The sequence below is a fragment of the Colwellia polaris genome (assembly GCF_002104515.1).
Lineage (GTDB): Bacteria > Pseudomonadota > Gammaproteobacteria > Enterobacterales > Alteromonadaceae > Cognaticolwellia > Cognaticolwellia polaris.
The window spans coordinates 114651-130869 of the sequence record NZ_NBOE01000014.1 but is presented as its reverse complement, the minus strand read 5'-3'; the positions used below and the strand labels follow the sequence as shown (position 1 = coordinate 130869).

16 protein-coding genes and 2 rRNA genes are annotated in these 16219 nt (G+C 37.5%); 13 read left to right on the top strand and 5 right to left on the bottom strand.

All coding sequences use genetic code 11. From position 1 onward, the window contains the following. The first annotated feature begins 10 nt into the window (after positions 1-10). The 3 genes from rrf (B6A32_RS17450) (at position 11) to epmA (ending at position 2272) form a co-directional block, all read left to right on the top strand. Positions 11-125: ribosomal RNA gene (gene rrf, locus B6A32_RS17450) — 5S ribosomal RNA — on the top strand. 97 nt (positions 126-222) lie between these two features. Then, positions 223-337, top strand: a 5S ribosomal RNA gene (gene rrf / locus B6A32_RS17445). Between the two features lie 957 nt (positions 338-1294). Further along, a complete protein-coding gene (gene epmA, locus B6A32_RS17440; protein ID WP_085306201.1) occupies positions 1295-2272 on the top strand; it encodes an elongation factor P--(R)-beta-lysine ligase in 978 nt (325 codons plus the stop codon). A 29-nt stretch (positions 2273-2301) separates the two neighbouring features. On the opposite strand, the gene glnG is transcribed toward epmA, so the two are convergent. The 4 genes from glnG to glnA form a co-directional block, all read right to left on the bottom strand. Continuing rightward, positions 2302-3708 carry a nitrogen regulation protein NR(I) gene (gene glnG / locus B6A32_RS17435; protein ID WP_085306200.1) on the bottom strand — a complete coding sequence of 469 codons (1407 nt, stop codon included), beginning with the start codon at positions 3706-3708 and terminating at the stop codon, positions 2302-2304. After that, positions 3708-4793 (bottom strand): nitrogen regulation protein NR(II), encoded by a 1086-nt coding sequence (gene glnL / locus B6A32_RS17430; protein WP_085306199.1) that lies wholly within the window; start codon positions 4791-4793, stop codon positions 3708-3710. Before glnL ends, glnG begins: the two co-directional genes overlap by 1 nt. 76 nt (positions 4794-4869) lie before the next feature. After that, positions 4870-5397 carry a DUF4124 domain-containing protein gene (locus B6A32_RS17425; protein WP_233131460.1) on the bottom strand — a complete coding sequence of 176 codons (528 nt, stop codon included), beginning with the start codon at positions 5395-5397 and terminating at the stop codon, positions 4870-4872. Positions 5398-5520: 123 nt separating this feature from the next. Then, a complete protein-coding gene (gene glnA / locus B6A32_RS17420; protein ID WP_085306198.1) occupies positions 5521-6927 on the bottom strand; it encodes a glutamate--ammonia ligase in 1407 nt (468 codons plus the stop codon). A gap of 345 nt (positions 6928-7272) precedes the next feature. On the opposite strand from glnA, the gene typA reads away from it, so the two are divergent. The 6 genes from typA (at position 7273) to dtd (ending at position 12515) form a co-directional block, all read left to right on the top strand. Then, positions 7273-9090, top strand: a complete 1818-nt coding sequence (gene typA, locus B6A32_RS17415) for a translational GTPase TypA (RefSeq protein WP_085306197.1) — start codon at positions 7273-7275, stop codon at positions 9088-9090. Positions 9091-9411: 321 nt separating this feature from the next. Then, entirely contained in the window at positions 9412-9594 is a 183-nt protein-coding gene (locus B6A32_RS17410; protein ID WP_085306196.1) for a hypothetical protein, read from the top strand. Positions 9595-9642: 48 nt separating this feature from the next. Further along, the gene (locus tag B6A32_RS19305) at positions 9643-9807 is read left to right on the top strand and encodes a hypothetical protein (protein WP_158088515.1); all 165 of its coding nucleotides are present in this window, start codon (positions 9643-9645) and stop codon (positions 9805-9807) included. Between the two features lie 363 nt (positions 9808-10170). Further along, a complete protein-coding gene (locus B6A32_RS17405; RefSeq protein WP_085306195.1) occupies positions 10171-11049 on the top strand; it encodes a virulence factor BrkB family protein in 879 nt (292 codons plus the stop codon). 53 nt (positions 11050-11102) lie between these two features. Continuing rightward, positions 11103-12077, top strand: a complete 975-nt coding sequence (pip, locus tag B6A32_RS17400; protein WP_085306194.1) for a prolyl aminopeptidase — start codon at positions 11103-11105, stop codon at positions 12075-12077. Further along, complete coding sequence (gene dtd, locus B6A32_RS17395; RefSeq protein WP_085306193.1) at positions 12078-12515, top strand: D-aminoacyl-tRNA deacylase; 438 nt, start codon at positions 12078-12080, stop codon at positions 12513-12515. A 3-nt stretch (positions 12516-12518) separates the two neighbouring features. Here the strand turns inward: dtd and B6A32_RS17390 are convergent, their stop codons facing one another. Then, positions 12519-13289: a spermidine synthase gene (locus B6A32_RS17390; RefSeq protein WP_085306192.1), complete on the bottom strand. Its 771-nt coding sequence runs from the start codon at positions 13287-13289 to the stop codon at positions 12519-12521. 55 nt (positions 13290-13344) lie between these two features. Between B6A32_RS17390 and B6A32_RS17385 the strand changes: the two genes are divergently transcribed. The 4 genes from B6A32_RS17385 (at position 13345) to B6A32_RS17370 (ending at position 16137) form a co-directional block, all read left to right on the top strand. Beyond that, on the top strand, positions 13345-14241 hold the full coding sequence (locus tag B6A32_RS17385; protein ID WP_085306191.1) for a bifunctional GNAT family N-acetyltransferase/hotdog fold thioesterase: 897 nt from the start codon (positions 13345-13347) through the stop codon (positions 14239-14241). A 92-nt stretch (positions 14242-14333) separates the two neighbouring features. Next, positions 14334-14828: a nuclear transport factor 2 family protein gene (locus B6A32_RS17380; protein WP_158088514.1), complete on the top strand. Its 495-nt coding sequence runs from the start codon at positions 14334-14336 to the stop codon at positions 14826-14828. A gap of 50 nt (positions 14829-14878) precedes the next feature. Continuing rightward, positions 14879-15736: a Rossmann-fold NAD(P)-binding domain-containing protein gene (locus B6A32_RS17375; protein WP_085306189.1), complete on the top strand. Its 858-nt coding sequence runs from the start codon at positions 14879-14881 to the stop codon at positions 15734-15736. A 77-nt stretch (positions 15737-15813) separates the two neighbouring features. Further along, on the top strand, positions 15814-16137 hold the full coding sequence (locus B6A32_RS17370; protein WP_085306188.1) for a hypothetical protein: 324 nt from the start codon (positions 15814-15816) through the stop codon (positions 16135-16137). Positions 16138-16219 lie beyond the last annotated feature (82 nt).

Genomic DNA, 16219 nt, shown 5'->3' with positions numbered 1-16219 from the left:
ACCTTTTTTGTCTAGCGACAATAGCGACATGGCCCCACCTGATCCCATTCCGAACTCAGAAGTGAAACGTGTTAGCGCCGATGGTAGTGTGGGAGTTCCCATGTGAGAGTAGGACATTGCTAGGCTTCTATTTAGAGAAACCCGTAGCTAACGCTACGGGTTTTTTGTCTAAACCTTATGACTTAGCTAATTTATAAGTTAATTAATTCATAAAGTTTTTTGTCTAGCGACAATAGCGACATGGCCCCACCTGATCCCATTCCGAACTCAGAAGTGAAACGTGTTAGCGCCGATGGTAGTGTGGGAGTTCCCATGTGAGAGTAGGACATTGCTAGGCTTCTATTTAGAAGAGCCCGTTACGTAAGTGACGGGCTTTTTGCTATCTAAAATCCAATAAAGATAGCTATCAGTTTTGAGCTGTCAGTTTAAGACAATTAGTAACATGCAGCTGTTACAACTATCTACTGATAGATTTCTATTTAGAGAGAGCCGTAGCTAGCGCTACGGATTTTTTGGCTTTATGCCGTTTTAAAACGAAAAAATATTGCGATCCCCATCTGAGCCCATGCCGAACTCAGAAGTGACTGCTCTTAGACATCCTGTCTTCGCTGAATTAGTGCATCCATGCACGTCAGTGTTAGCGCCGATGGTAAAGAGCGTGTGGGTGTTCTTCTCTTTTTAGGACATTGATAGGCTTCTATTTAGAAGAGCCCGTTACGAAAGTGACGGGCTTTTTGCTATCTAAAATCTAATAAAGATAGCTATCAGTTTTCAGCTGTCAGTTTAAGACAATTAGTAACATGCAGCTGTTAAAACTAACTACTGATAGATTTCTATTTAGAGAAAGCCGTAGCGAACGCTACGGATTTTTTGCTTTCTGCCGTTTTAAAACGAAAAATGTTGCGGTCCCCATCTGAGCCAATGCCGAACTCAGAAGTGAGCGCTCTTGGCCATCCTATCTTCGCGGAATTAGTTGACCACTACACCATTCACGTCAATGTGTTAGCGTCGGTGGTAAAGAGCTTGTGGGTGTTATTCTCTTTGTGTGGGAGTAGGACACCGCTCCTGCACATCATTGATCTCATGGCATTATTTTATCTCGGTAATTGCTCCATGCATTACCCTAATTACCTACATCAATATAGGGACATGCATGATATTATCAGGTTCCTATTAAAGGATCGTTTTTTTGCTGTATACAACTTTTGTTTAATTTTCCATCCAGTATCCTTACAATGTTTTTAAACTAATACTTTCTCAATATCATTTATCTCTTAACTAAAGGTGAACTTATATGTCATGGCAACCAAGTATGAATTGGCATAATGCTAAGCAACGTGCAAATGTACTTAGCTTAATTAGAACATTTTTTTTAGCGCGCGATGTGATTGAGGTAGAAACCCCTTTACTTTCAAGTGCTACGATAACCGATCAACATTTAGACCCGTTTATAACACAATTTAATTACTCTGCTGATAGTCACTGCAGTGAGGGTACACTTTTATACGCACAAACTTCTCCAGAGTTTGCTATGAAACGTTTGCTTGCAAGTGGTTATGGTAGTTGTTATCAAATTTGTAAAGCGCTACGACATGAGCAACAGGGAAGATACCACAATCCAGAATTTACTATGTTGGAATGGTATAGGTTAGGCTATAACCACTTTGAACTAATGGATGAAGTTGAAGAGTTGCTGCAGCTAATTCTTAGCTGCCCAAAACCTGAGAAAATTAGTTATCAAAAGCTTTTTATCAGTAAAGTTGATGTTGATCCACTCAATACTTCAAGAAGTGGGCTTATAAATGTTATTAAGCACTCAGGTAAGTTAAGTGATTGGTTAGAAAGGGAAGAGTCTATAGATACTTTATTACAGTTTATTATGGCGGAATTAATTGAGCCAAACATAGGTATACATGCTCCTTGCTTTGTCTATGATTTTCCTGCAAGCCAGGCTTCATTAGCTAAGATATCAACAAAGGATCCTCGCGTAGCAGAGCGTTTTGAGTGTTACTTTAAGGGCATTGAGTTAGCCAATGGATTTCATGAGCTAACAGATGCAGAGCAACAAAAGCAGCGTTTTATCAATGATAATGAAATTAGACAACAATTTGGCATGGAAAAACGTTCAATAGATGAACGTTTTATTTCTGCACTTGAATATGGTTTACCAGCATGTTCAGGTGTTGCTTTAGGGATTGATCGCCTAATTATGTTGGCACTTTCAGCAGAAAAAATAGACGATGTTATAACTTTTCCTGTCTCCATCGCCTAACATAACTGACTAGCTGCTAGGTTGTTGATCTAATCTGGCATGTCCAATTCTTTCAGTTTACGCGTTAAGGTATTTCTCCCCCAACCTAATCGTTTTGCTGCTTCTTGTTTGTGTCCTTGTGTATGTTTAAGGGCACTTTCTAATAACACTTTCTCAAACTCCGGTAACGCTTGTTCTATAATATTACTTTTACCTGTCGACAATTCGGTATCAACCCATTTTTTTAAGCCATCTTGCCAGCTACCATTTGTACTTTTTACTGTTGTAGGTTTAACGGTAAGCTCGCTAGGTAAATCTGACATCAGTATTTCTTTGCCGCTGGCCATCACAGTTAAAAATCGACATATATTTTCAAGTTGTCTAACATTTCCAGGCCACTCACAGTGCTCTAAATAAGCTAATGTACTTTTATGCAGTGTTTTAACTTCTACTGCTAACTCATTTGCGGCTTGTTTGAGAAAATGTTGAGCCAGTTGGCTGATGTCTTCTTTCCTATCACGTAAACTAGGTATTTGTACTCTGATCACGTTTAATCTGTGGAATAGATCATCGCGAAAGTCACCATTGGTTACTCGCTCTTCCAAATTTTGATGTGTGGCAGCAATAATACGTACGTCAACTTGTATAGGAGAATGGCCACCGACTCGATAAAATTGTCCATCGGCGAGTACGCGTAATAACCTTGTTTGAATATCAAGCGGCATATCACCAATTTCGTCTAAAAAGAGTGTACCTTGATGTGCTTGTTCAAAACGACCATGCCGTACAGAATTTGCCCCTGTAAATGCCCCTTTCTCGTGACCAAATAACTCTGATTCGATTAAATCTTTTGGGATAGCTGCCATGTTAAGTGGTATAAAAGGAGAAGCTGAACGAGGGCTGTGCATATGCAACGCATGAGCGACTAATTCTTTACCTGTGCCAGATTCGCCATTAATTAATACACTGATACTGGAGCGTGATAATCGACCTATTGTCCTAAATACTTCTTGCATAGAAGGAGCAGCACCAATAATACCAACGGTATCGGCAGATGGTATCGTATTTTGTTTCTTAGATTTTTGCTCACGCGCATGCACTAAAGCTCTATTAGCTAAAGCAACGGCATCATCTATATCAAACGGTTTTGGTAGATATTCGAATGCACCACCTTGATATGCATTTACAGCACTATCAAGATCAGAGTGTGCTGTCATGATGATGACAGGTATATGAGGGTATTCATCATTTATTTGATTTAACAATGTCATACCATCGATATTTGGCATACGTATATCAGAAATTATCACTTCAGGTTGCGTATGTTCCAACGCAACCAATAGATCTTCTGGATTATGAAATGTACCAACACTGATGTTAGCATTTGAAAGCGCTTTCTCTAGCACCCATCTAATTGAACTATCATCATCGACGATCCATACTTGTTCGGTGATCATTATTTTATCTCGCTTTCAAAAGGTATCAAAATAGTAAACTCTGTATGTCCTGGACGACTTTTACATGAGAGCTTACCGTGATGTTGATGAATAATTGTTTGGCAAATTGATAATCCTAAACCCGTTCCTGAAGCTCGGCCTGACACCATAGGGTAAAACAGTGTGCTTTGAATCTGCTCTGGGATGCCTGGCCCATTATCAATAATACTTATTTCAGCACAAAGCTTAATACGTTTACCGTTAATGGTTTGATTGGTTGCCGCTCTAGTTCTTAGGGTTATTTTACTTTCGCTGTCTAATGCTTGTATGGCGTTATGGACTATATTAATAACGGTCTGCTGAATTTTGTCTTGATCAAAAGTTAATTCCGGGATCGAAGGGTCATAATCACGGGCTAAAACAATATTTTTAGGGTTATCAAACTTTGTTAGTTGGAATACTTTTTCAATCACTACATGGATATTTTGTAACTTCATTACTGGCAGGTAATTAGGGCCCAACAGTCTATCAACTAAGTTGGTTAATCTATCCGCCTGCTCGATGATCATGGCGGTATATTCTTTTTGTTCTACATTCAGTTCTAAATCAAGTAACTGTGCAGCCCCACGTAAACCACCCAGTGGATTTTTTATTTCATGAGCTAATCCACGAATAAGATCACGCGCCGACTCCCACTGTTGTTGTTGAAAAGCTTCTGCACTAATTTGTTTTTGCTGATCAATTTGTTTGAACTCTAATAAGATATGCGGTGCTTGATCAAAACTGACTGAAGATGCTGTTATTTCAACGGTAATCTTGCGCTGGTCAAAAAATTCGATGGAAACATCACTATCGCTAAACTCCTGACCGGTAGTAAGTAATTGTTGTAAACGTTTGTTGCTAATAGGTGTGTTGTAAAATACTTGGTCGATTGGATGTAAATAAATCTTACTTAAACTTTTAACGAGCAAAGCTTCAGCTGCAGGGTTTACATAACATATGGACAGATCTTGATCTAATACTACAATCGCCGTCACCATTTGGTTAGGTAGCGCTTGTTGATAGTGTTTTTTTATTTCTTTTAAATTTACCGAAGTATCAGTCATTACTTTTCCTTGCACTGAATTGGTGCGCTAAGTAACGAGTGTAATAAAAGTTGGTGCAATATGCACTGAAATCCGGCTAGTTTGCTTTATTAACCGATATTCTATGCATATAAAACGTTACTGGAGATGACGTTGCAATAATCTTGCCTTTATCGTCAAGCAATGACATTTTTATTTGATGCTCGCCTCTGTCTATATTTCTCAGTACAAACATTGAGTGAGTTTGGGGATCTTTATAGGGTTTGTCGTCTAAATATAATTGTATTTTCAGACCACGTTTGAAAATAGGCTTTATACGGGCAGAAACATAGGCAGAGCCAGTGTTATCTCTTATTGTAGCGTTGTTTTCAGGTTGAATTATTTCGACTTTGAAATTATTTTCGATGACTTTAGGCTTAATGTCTAAAATGCTGGTATCTACTGAGGACTTTATTGTATTTGGTTCTTTTATATCGACTTCTTCAGCACCAGGTTTAGGACTATCTGAAAAAACTAACACACCTTGTTCGTTTCGCCACACGTATACTTTAGCAGATCCTGCAAAAGCAGAAAAAGCTTGAGTAAACAACATATAAAATATGTAAAAACGAGCAATGTGAATCAAAAGTGCTATTCCTGTTCCGTAGGTTTTGTCTTTATTAAGTATAATCTATCCAAATTATTACAAATGTGCCACAAAAAAAGCTCACCTAAGTGAGCTTTTTTGATATCTATCTATTTGAAATCCCTACACGCTGTAGTACATATCAAATTCAACAGGATGTGTTGTTGAGTTTAATAGCTCTACATCTGCTCGTTTAATGTCGATGTAAGCTTGGATCATATCTTTATCCATAACATCACCCGCAGTTAAGAAGTCCATGTCATTCTCTAAAGCATCTAACGCTTCTGTTAATGATGATGCAACTTGTGGAATTTCCGCTGCTTCCTCTGCTGGTAGGTCATATAAATCTTTATCCATAGCATCGCCAGGATGGATTTTGTTTTTGATTCCGTCAAGGCCAGCCATTAACATTGCTGAGAAACCTAAGTAAGGGTTCATTGTAGGATCAGGGAAACGTACTTCAATTCGCATAGCTTTAGGTGATGGTACAATTGGAATACGAATTGACGCTGAGCGGTTACGCGCAGAGTAAGCTAGCATTACAGGAGCCTCAAAACCAGGAACTAAGCGTTTGTAAGAGTTAGTTGATGCATTGGTAAAGGCGTTAAGTGCTTTAGCATGTTTGATAATACCACCAACATAGTAAAGTGCCGTTTCAGACAATCCGCCATATTTGTCACCTGAGAATAAGTTAACACCGTCTTTAGCTAAAGATTGATGAACATGCATACCTGTACCGTTATCACCAACTATTGGCTTAGGCATAAACGTAGCTGTTTTTCCGTAAGCATGAGCAACGTTATGAACAACATATTTGTATATTTGCACTTCATCGGCTTTTAATACCATAGTGTTAAAGCGACAAGCGATTTCGTTTTGTCCTGCAGTAGCAACTTCGTGGTGATGTGCTTCAACGACTAAGCCCATTTCTTCCATCACTAAACACATAGCTGAACGCAAATCTTGCGACGAATCTACAGGTGAAGTTGGGAAATAACCACCTTTTACGCCAGGACGATGTCCCATATTGCCTTCTTCGTATTCTGTGCCAGAATTCCAAACGGCTTCTTTATCATCAATTTTGTAGAAAGAGCCACTCATGTCTGTGTGGAAACGTACATCATCAAAAACGAAGAACTCAGGCTCAGGACCAATCAATACAGTGTCTGCAATACCTGTGCTACGCATATAATCTTCAGCACGTTTTGCTACTGAACGAGGGTCACGACTGTAACCTTGCATTGTTGCAGGCTCAAGAATGTCACAACGAATGTTTAATGTTACTGCTTCAGTAAATGGGTCAAGTACAGCAGATTCAGCTATAGGCATCATTACCATGTCTGACTCATCAATACCTTTCCATCCTTGAATAGAAGAACCGTCAAACATTTTACCGTCTTCAAAAAAATCTTCGGTTACTTGATGGTGAGGAATTGAAACGTGTTGCTCTTTACCTTTTGAATCCGTAAAACGTAAATCAACGAATTTGACATCATGTTCTTTAATTAAATCTAAAACTGCGTTTGACATTGAAAGTCTCCAGTGAAGTTATTGCTTAAATTTTTGAAAAACTTAATTTTATAATATTAGTGCTAAAGCGAATACTGTGCCAACACTAAAGTTGTTGATATATATAGCTTTAGTATTTTTAACTGCTTTTGCTTGCACTGTAACTGTGCACTGCGTGCTGCATTGTGGTGCGCCTGCACTGATTTAATTATCTTAGTATATCAGTGGTAATTTATTTTGTTGGTTAAATTTTATTATCTGGTGTCTTTGCGAAGACTTCTACTGTATAATACGCGCCCAATTGTAGCCCTATTTCGTTTAACTGCTTGGAATAGCAATAAACGATAGTAACAGCGAGTAACGCCTGTGTTAGATAAATTAAGAAATGTGGCAATTATTGCTCACGTTGACCACGGAAAAACCACTTTAGTTGATAAATTACTTGAGCAGTCAGGTACACTAGATGCGCGTGGCGGTCTAGAAGAACGTACGATGGACTCGAACGATATCGAAAAAGAACGTGGTATCACAATCTTAGCTAAAAACACGGCTATTAACTGGAACGACTATCGTGTAAATATTGTAGATACTCCTGGCCATGCTGACTTCGGTGGCGAAGTAGAGCGTGTTATGTCAATGGTAGACTCAGTGCTACTTATTGTAGATGCACAAGAAGGTCCTATGCCTCAAACGCGTTTCGTAACGAAAAAAGCGTTTGCTCAAGGTTTAAAGCCGATCGTGGTTATCAATAAAGTTGATAAGCCGGGCTCTCGTCCTGATTGGGTTATGGATCAAGTTTTCGAATTATTCGATAACCTTGGTGCTACTGATGAACAACTTGACTTTAAAGTTGTTTACGCATCAGCAATTAATGGTTGGGCTTCGCTTGAAGAGGGCGAAACTGGCACTGACATGACCCCTTTGTTCGACACTATCCTTAATGAAGTGCCTGCACCAAAAGCGGATCCTGACGGCCCATTCCAAATGCAAATATCTCAACTTGATTACAGCTCATATTTGGGTGTTATCGGTGTTGGTCGTATTACGCGTGGTTCTGTTAAACCAAACCAACAAGTAACCATTAACTTAGCTAACGGTGGCGTTCATAATGCTAAAGTAGGTAAAGTATTTGGCTATTTAGGTTTAGAACGTCATGATATCGCTGAAGGCTTTGCTGGTGATATTATTGCTATTACAGGCTTAGGTGAGTTAAAAATCTCTGATACAATATGTTGTCCAACAGAAGTTGAAGGCTTACCTGCGCTGTCTGTTGATGAACCAACTATCAACATGACTTTCCAAGTAAATACTTCACCATTTTGTGGTAAAGAAGGTAAATTTGTTACTTCTCGTAATATCAAAGACCGTTTAGATAAAGAGTTAGTGCATAACGTTGCTTTACGTGTTGAGCAATTAGAAGATGCAGATAAATTTAAAGTATCAGGCCGCGGTGAACTTCACTTAGGTATCCTAATTGAAAACATGCGTCGTGAAGGTTTTGAAATTGCAGTATCACGTCCAGAAGTTATTATTCGTGAAGTAAATGGCGAATTACAAGAACCTTATGAAACCGTTACTATTGATGTTGAAGAACAGCATCAAGGTCCTATCATGGAAAGAATGGGTGTTCGTAAAGCTGAGTTAACTGATATGGCACCAGACGGTACGGGTCGTATTCGTATGGATTTCATCATGCCAAGTCGTGGCTTGATTGGTTTCCAAACCGAGTTTATGACATTAACTTCAGGCTCTGGCTTGATTTACCATACATTCTTCGAATATGGCCCACATAAAGGCGGCGATATTGGTCAACGTAAAAATGGTGTAATGATCGCTAACGCTACCGGTAAAGCACTAACTAACGCGATATTCAACTTACAATCTCGTGGTCGTATGTTGATTGGTCATGGTGTTGATATTTATGAAGGCCAAGTTATTGGTATTCATAGCAGAGATAACGATTTAACCGTAAACGCACTTAAAGGTAAGCAATTAACAAACGTTCGTTCATCAGGTACTGATGAAGCACAAACGTTAACGCCACCTATCATTATGTCACTTGAGCAAGCGCTTGAGTTTATTGATAATGATGAGTTAGTGGAAGTTACACCGGACAATATTCGTATTCGTAAAAAGTTCTTAAAAGAAAGCGATCGTAAACGTGAAGGTCGTGCTGCTAAGTAACTAAGCTACAACAACTTATATAAAGCCATCTGAATTAATTCAGATGGCTTTTTTGTTTCTGTTCATTTAAAAGGGAAGTTAAAGCAGCAACTAATGTAAGACATGTCTCAAGTACTTACTTACCGAATTGTTTTTTCTTGTTAACTCACTCGATTAAGTTTAATAAAATCAATGGAATATAGTCATGTTTTGGTGGTGAGTTATCAATGATATTAAAATAATTATATAATTATTTTTGTCTACCTTTTAGAAATGGTAATAACTGCTATATTTAATGAATGTGGTGTTAGTTATTGTTTGGATATTAGGGAGGTAATTACCATGGATGCAATTAAATTAACTAGGCTTAATTGCTTATTTGAGAAAGCTTTAGACAATAATGCAAAATTAGTAGAGCAACATGAGTTAAAACAGCTATATAATGAATATGTTAATGAGGGAAGAAATCAGAATAAAAGTAAAGTAATTACTTTACCCTTTAAAGTAGTAAAAACCGCTATTTAGCATTTAATTATGCAATGAAAAATAACAATAGAAAAAGGAAAATTTCTAATGTCACCCGAACAACTAAGAAAGTTACAAAAATTAAGCGATTTATTTGAACAAGGTATTGCAAGTCAGAATCATATCAAACAACTCTCGACGTTACTTGCAGAAATTAATCAACTATCTAACTGGCCTGAAGAAGATATAGCGAAACTCCCCCCTTTGTATTAATCATCTTTTTAAAAAATGTTAGAACAGTAGTTAAGTTATTGCCTACTCCTTTTTTATAGATATCAAACAACTAACATCTAAATAGCTCAAAATATTAAAACTATTTTTAATGGTCTGAGTTAAGCAGTAAATGCAAACATTATATCAATCGAGACGCTCTTATTTAGCCTTCACTGATGGGGATTAGCTATCCTATAGCTGAATCTTATCGGTAGCTTACCTGTAAATATAACAACCAAAAAATTGATAAAAAAGGCTAGTTCAGTTTATTCAGTAGCTTAAAAGGAAAATTATGCGATTATCACTACCGTTATTTTATTCATTGCCTTAATATAAAGTTAATAGTGTTAACTAGTAATATATATGCATTCTAAATTAGAAAAAATAAAACAACATCGTTTCGTAGAGCAAGGGCTTGGTTTTTTACGCTTGTTTGTAGAAAACTTTCAATCAGAGCGTATTCATGTCACCGCAGGGTATTTATCTTATGTTACCTTGATGTCATTAGTACCTTTAATGGTAGTGATGTTGTCCATGATGACGGCTTTTCCTATATTTTCCGATATTAGAGAGTTAATCGAAAACTTCGTCTATATTAATTTTGTACCTGCTTCAGGCGATGTAGTTCAAGAGCATATTACAGGCTTCGTCAGTAATGCTTCTAAAATGTCTGCGGTAGCGATTAGTGCATTATTCATTTTGGCCATGATGCTTATTTCGGCTATAGATAAGTGTTTAAATAAATTATGGCGAGTTACTGAAAAGCGCAGAATTATTACTTCGTTTTCCATGTATTGGATGGTGTTAACTTTAGGGCCAGTATTAGTTGGTAGTAGCCTCGTCATTAGCTCCTATATAATTTCGCTAGTCTCGATAGGCGATTATGACTTATTGGGTATAACGAATGTTTTTGTTCGAGCCTTGCCTTTAATCGCATCTACTACAGCCTTTTTTATTTTATATATGGTTGTGCCGAATAAGATTATTCCAGTTAAGTTTGCTATAGCAGGAGCGGTATTAGCAGCAATATTATTTGAAATCGCCAAAAAAGCCTTTGCTGAGTATGTAACACAAATACCGTCTTATCAGGCGATATATGGCGCATTATCAAGTATTCCTATTTTATTTTTATGGGTGTATTTGAGTTGGCTAGTGGTATTGATTGGCGCACTATTTACTGTTTCGTTAGAAGACTTTGATGACCAACAAAAAGCTGAATTATCTGAGCAAGAGGTTGATTAACCCCTATAATCTGATAACTACAAAGCGAGTAGAGCTAATAAAAGGAACGGTATATGTCGAGAGTGCTTTTTCCAAATATTGCGGTTTATCATCAAGAGTGGCTTGATGTTGGTGACGGACATCAGCTCTATATAGAACAATCGGGCAACCCAAATGGTATCGCAGTTGTTTACCTTCATGGTGGCCCTGGTGGCGGTTCAAGTAAAAATCATCGGCGTTATTTTGACCCAGAAAAATATCGTATCATTTTATTCGATCAACGTGGTTGTGGCCGCTCTAAACCATCGCCGAGCCTAAATGATAATACGCCACATCATTTAGTCGCTGATCTTGAAGTTATTAGAAAACATTTATCTATATCACGTTGGCTAGTTTCAGGAGGCTCCTGGGGAACCACATTGGCTTTGCTTTATGGAATTAAGTATCCGCAGGCAATATTAGGTTTTATTTTACGTGGTATTTTCCTTGGTACAAAAGCAGAGTACAACTGGCTATATAACGCCAGTGGTGCGGCGAGTTTTTTTCCAGAATATTATCGAGAATTCACCGAGCAAGTTGCTAACATTAACAATGTAAGTGTGCTTCAAGGTTATTACGATGTATTGACGGGACCTAACGAAATTGCTGCAATAGCCGCAAGTAAAGCTTGGTGTTTATGGGAGCTAAGGCTGTCAACTCTAGCACCACATAGCCCTGCAGAAATTCAAGATGATGATTACCCCCATCGCGCATTGTGTATGGCAAAAATATCGAGTCATTACTTCGTCAATCATTGTTTTATTGACGAAGGTGAAATCCTCGCTTCAATTGATAATATTAAAGATATTCCTGCCATCATTCTTCACGGTCGTTATGACATGGTTTGTCCTCTGCATAGTGCTGATAAATTGGTACAACATTGGCCAAGCGCACAGTTACAAATTTTGCCGCAAGCTGGGCATAGTGGTTTTGAATTACAAACTATTGATGGATTCTGTAAGGCAGCAGATACTATGGCAAATTTTATTGCAGAACAGAGCGTTGAGTAAATGATCGCATTATTGCAAAGAGTTACCGAAGCAAGTGTCAGTGTTAATAATAATATTGTCGGTGAAATTGAACAGGGCTTATTGGTATTATTAGCTATTGAACCTGAAGATACTGAGGTAAAAGCTAAGCGCTTAGCTGAGCGTGTGGCAGGTTATAGAATTTTCTCTGATGAAAATGGCAAAATGAACTTAAATGTTAAACAAGTTGGTGGCGAAATACTGGTAGTTTCACAGTTTACGTTGGCAGCAAATACTACAAAAGGTTTACGCCCAAGCTTCACCCGGGCTGCACCAGCAGAGTTAAGCGATAAATTGTATCAATATTTTTGTTCACAATTGCGTAACTTAGGTTTTAAAGTACCAACCGGAGTGTTCGGTGCAGATATGCAAGTTAGGTTGTTAAACGATGGCCCTGTTACCATTAATTTACAGGCTTGATTGTTAATTTGCATTCATATAATGGCTAAAAAAACTTTTCCACCTAAGGTATTGTGTAGGAGATAAATAAGTTTTTTTTGAGCGTTTTTTTAGGTTATCAATAAGCCAATGTTTTGGTAGCAAGTGTATAACTACATTAAGATAACGCGGAATATGAAAATAAATAATATGATGTGAACTTTGTAGTTGTTTTAAAATCGTTAAACAGAGATTAATTTCGTGATCGTCAAGATCAGGTAAATTAATAGTTAAACAGCCATTTTCTTGCAAATTTTCTATTAAAGCCGTTAAAAGATTAACACGGCTTTGGAAGCTTTTTGCATGATGCTGATAAACGTCACATATGAGCCAGTCAGCAGCCCGTGTTGTTGAAGAATGCTCTTGCTGTAGCCACTTTAATGCTTCATTTTTTTCGATTTTAATGGCGTACTTTAGTGGGTTGAAATAACCTTGAAAACAGTCGATAACCGTTTGAGATAACTCAACACTTATTATATCAATACCTGGCTGTAAAGCGCTTAAAAATCGACTTAAATTACCTCCGCCGAGTCCTAACTCTATTACTTTTTCGGGCTTAAAAAACAATAAAGGCATTAAAACCGCATAGTGGTGCGGTAAGGTTAATTTAGCAGGGCAGCGTAAATGCATAACACTTTGAATTACGTCATCAAAAGCTAACCAACGATAATACGAATTTTCGTTAATGGTTATTTGGTCTTCTGTGTTACTCAGGTAAACTAGTTGGCCTTGGTTAACATGTTGAGTTAGTTTCACGTGTTATTAAACTCCTAAAATGAATTTTTCATTGGCATAAGATTAATCATAGACAATGTACAAATGTAGAGCACCAAAAAATAAAGCTGAGTTAGCAAAATATTATCAACTGCGATGGCAAGCTCTTCGCAAACCATGGCAGCAACCGCTAGGTAGCGAAAAGGATGAGCTAGAATCACAATCATACCACCGTGTGATTGTTGACGATACGGATAACATTGTTGGTGTTGGCCGGCTACATAAAACTAGCCAATTTCATGCACAAATTCGCTATATGGCAATATCGGATGAATTACATGGCGAAGGTCTAGGAAAGTTACTTATTGATGAGTTAGAGCTTTTAGCTGCTCAAGTGGGTGTGAAAACCATTGAGTTAAATGCTCGTGAAAAAGCGATTGGTTTTTATCAGAAAAGTAACTACATCAATGTGGGCTATTCTCATACGCTTTATAATGCTGTTAGCCACGTTAAAATGATCAAAAATATTGCAGTCCCTATGCAACATTTAACAAAAATAGCCGATAATTTACAACAGCTTTGGCATGAAACTATTCCACTAAGTAAAGCAATGAATATGAATGTTGCTTTTTTTGACCAAGAAAAACTACTGACTACGTGCGAGCCTAGCTTTAATAAAAATCTGCATAACACTATGTTTGCTGGCAGTATTTATACTATGGCGACCTTAACTGGCTGGGCATGGGTATATTTTGTTTTACAGGCACAAACGCAGCATGCCGACATAGTGCTAGCAAAAGGCAATATTAAATACCTTGCACCGCTTGAGGGCGTAGCTCATGCCCAAACCTTGTTACGGTTAGTTGAAGGTAATACTGAGCCACTAGCTGAAGGTAAAAATGCTCGTTTTAATATTGATGTTGAAGTATGTTGTGGTGACAAAGTTGCTGCGGTGTTTACCGGATCTTATGTTGCAATGGCCAAGCGCACATAGCTGACATGTTGCATTCAACCAATATAGATAGTTTATTCAAAAATTATAATTAAGTTATTATGACGAAATACTTAAACAAGAGGCTGATGGTTATGTTTAAAATAATATTCGGGTTTATATTTTTTAGTCTATTCACCCAAACAGTAAATGCAGCAACATTAACGAACACTGTTCAAGGTGAGATCGATATTGTACTCGACAATTTTCATCAAGCGGCAAGTGAGGCAAACGTTGAACAGTATTTAGGTCAATTAGCTCAAGGTGCAATTTTTCTAGGCACTGATAGTAGCGAGCGCTGGAATAAAACTGAATTTTCTGAGTTTGTAAAATCTTACTTCAACGAAGGAAAAGGTTGGTTATACCGACCAACCGAGCGAAATATCACTGGCACACAAGCAAACCATATCGTTTTTTTTGACGAGTTATTAGAGAATGATAATTACGGTTTGTGCCGAGGCACTGGCGTGTTAATTAACACCCCAAAAGGCTGGAAAATATTGCAATATAATTTAACTATTGTAGTGCCAAATGCTGTTGCCCAGGAAGTGGTTGAATCAATAAAAGAGCACAGATCAATTACGCAATAAATGCAGCTTTTTACAATTGATATTCTGTTCGTATCGGAGAAATATTAAAAATGAGTGTTAGTATTATTGGTTGCGGCTGGCTAGGGCAAGCGCTAGCAACACGTTTAATGGCAAATAAAATCGATATCATCGCCAGTTATCAATCAAAAAAAACGTCTGACAAACTCGCCGATCTGGCTATACCGGCAACTAAGCTAGTTTTACCATTGAGTGAGGAGGCGATAACGGCTGATAACCTCGATAGTATAACCAACGTTGATGTTAGTTTGTTTCAACAATCTGTGCTGATTATTGCGATACCGCCGCAATTAAAGAAAGGCCGGGTAGATTATCCGCTGAAAATTCAACAATTAATACATTTAGCCGAGCTAGGTGGTACACAACATATAATTTTATTGAATTCGACCGCTATCTATAATGGCTTACAAGGGCGGGTTGATGAAACAAGTAAGTTAGAGTTAAGTGCAGAAAAAGTTGCCAGTTTAGTTGCGGCAGAACAGGCAGCTGAAAAATTTACTAAACGTTTAACTATTTTAAGACTCGCTGGGCTAGTTGGGCCTAATCGCCACCCAGGGAAATTTTTACAAGCTAAGCGTGTGTTCGAAAATCCGAATGCGCCAGTTAATTTAGTACACCAAATTGATGTGGTTAACATTATTGAACAACTCATCGACTCAAGTAATCTTGATATGGAGCATTGCACTTATAATGTTGTTAGTAATACTGATAGTAATCGACAGCAATATTATCAAGTAGCTGCAGCTGCGTTAAATTTACCCGTACCAAATTTTGTTTGTGATCAACAGCCTGCTACAGGTAAAAAAATTATCGGTGAAAAATTAAGAGCAGTATTAGATTACCGTTATCAGCAAGACGAGCTATTAGTGTGGTTAAAAGAAAGTAGTTAAGCTCATTAAAGCGAATAGGCTAGTAACTTAGGTTAAAGTCAGGATTTAAAGTAAAGTGTAAAGCAAGGTTAAAAGTTATGGCGAAAAACATTATTACAAAAACATTAAAAGCAATTTACCAATATAAAATGGCATTATTGTTTGTTGTGTTATGGGCGCATGTTTCGTTGTTAAATTTGTTTTTTGTAAATTACAGCGGACCAGTTTTCCTCTGGGAGCAAAATGCACAATTAATTACTATTCAAACGCATTTTCTTATTGCACTGATAACCACTTTATTTTTTTTAATGGTGAGCAAGTGCCGAGAGTTTAATCGTAATAAAAAAGTAAAAATATCTGATAAAATTTGGCTACTTTGTTCTATCCTTTTAATTGCGTCAATTACCTTTGTGCTTATTTAATCCTCTAAAAACTTTATAATAGCGACTCAATCAAGGTTATTTTGCTATTAAATTTTTCGCAAAAAAACCGACTAGTTAAGTC

What these genes read in the sequence shown, in the direction of transcription:
- dtd (WP_085306193.1), top strand. Translation starts at nt 12,078, where the DNA reads ATGATCGCATTATTGCAAAGAGTTACCGAAGCAAGTGTCAGTGTTAAT.
- glnL (WP_085306199.1), bottom strand. Translation starts at nt 4,793, where the DNA reads ATGACTGATACTTCGGTAAATTTAAAAGAAATAAAAAAACACTATCAA.
- glnA (WP_085306198.1), bottom strand. Translation starts at nt 6,927, where the DNA reads ATGTCAAACGCAGTTTTAGATTTAATTAAAGAACATGATGTCAAATTC.
- B6A32_RS17410 (WP_085306196.1), top strand. Translation starts at nt 9,412, where the DNA reads ATGGATGCAATTAAATTAACTAGGCTTAATTGCTTATTTGAGAAAGCT.
- epmA (WP_085306201.1), top strand. Translation starts at nt 1,295, where the DNA reads ATGTCATGGCAACCAAGTATGAATTGGCATAATGCTAAGCAACGTGCA.
- B6A32_RS17385 (WP_085306191.1), top strand. Translation starts at nt 13,345, where the DNA reads ATGTACAAATGTAGAGCACCAAAAAATAAAGCTGAGTTAGCAAAATAT.
- pip (WP_085306194.1), top strand. Translation starts at nt 11,103, where the DNA reads ATGTCGAGAGTGCTTTTTCCAAATATTGCGGTTTATCATCAAGAGTGG.
- B6A32_RS19305 (WP_158088515.1), top strand. Translation starts at nt 9,643, where the DNA reads ATGTCACCCGAACAACTAAGAAAGTTACAAAAATTAAGCGATTTATTT.
- B6A32_RS17380 (WP_158088514.1), top strand. Translation starts at nt 14,334, where the DNA reads ATGTTTAAAATAATATTCGGGTTTATATTTTTTAGTCTATTCACCCAA.
- B6A32_RS17405 (WP_085306195.1), top strand. Translation starts at nt 10,171, where the DNA reads ATGCATTCTAAATTAGAAAAAATAAAACAACATCGTTTCGTAGAGCAA.
- glnG (WP_085306200.1), bottom strand. Translation starts at nt 3,708, where the DNA reads ATGATCACCGAACAAGTATGGATCGTCGATGATGATAGTTCAATTAGA.
- B6A32_RS17370 (WP_085306188.1), top strand. Translation starts at nt 15,814, where the DNA reads ATGGCGAAAAACATTATTACAAAAACATTAAAAGCAATTTACCAATAT.
- B6A32_RS17375 (WP_085306189.1), top strand. Translation starts at nt 14,879, where the DNA reads ATGAGTGTTAGTATTATTGGTTGCGGCTGGCTAGGGCAAGCGCTAGCA.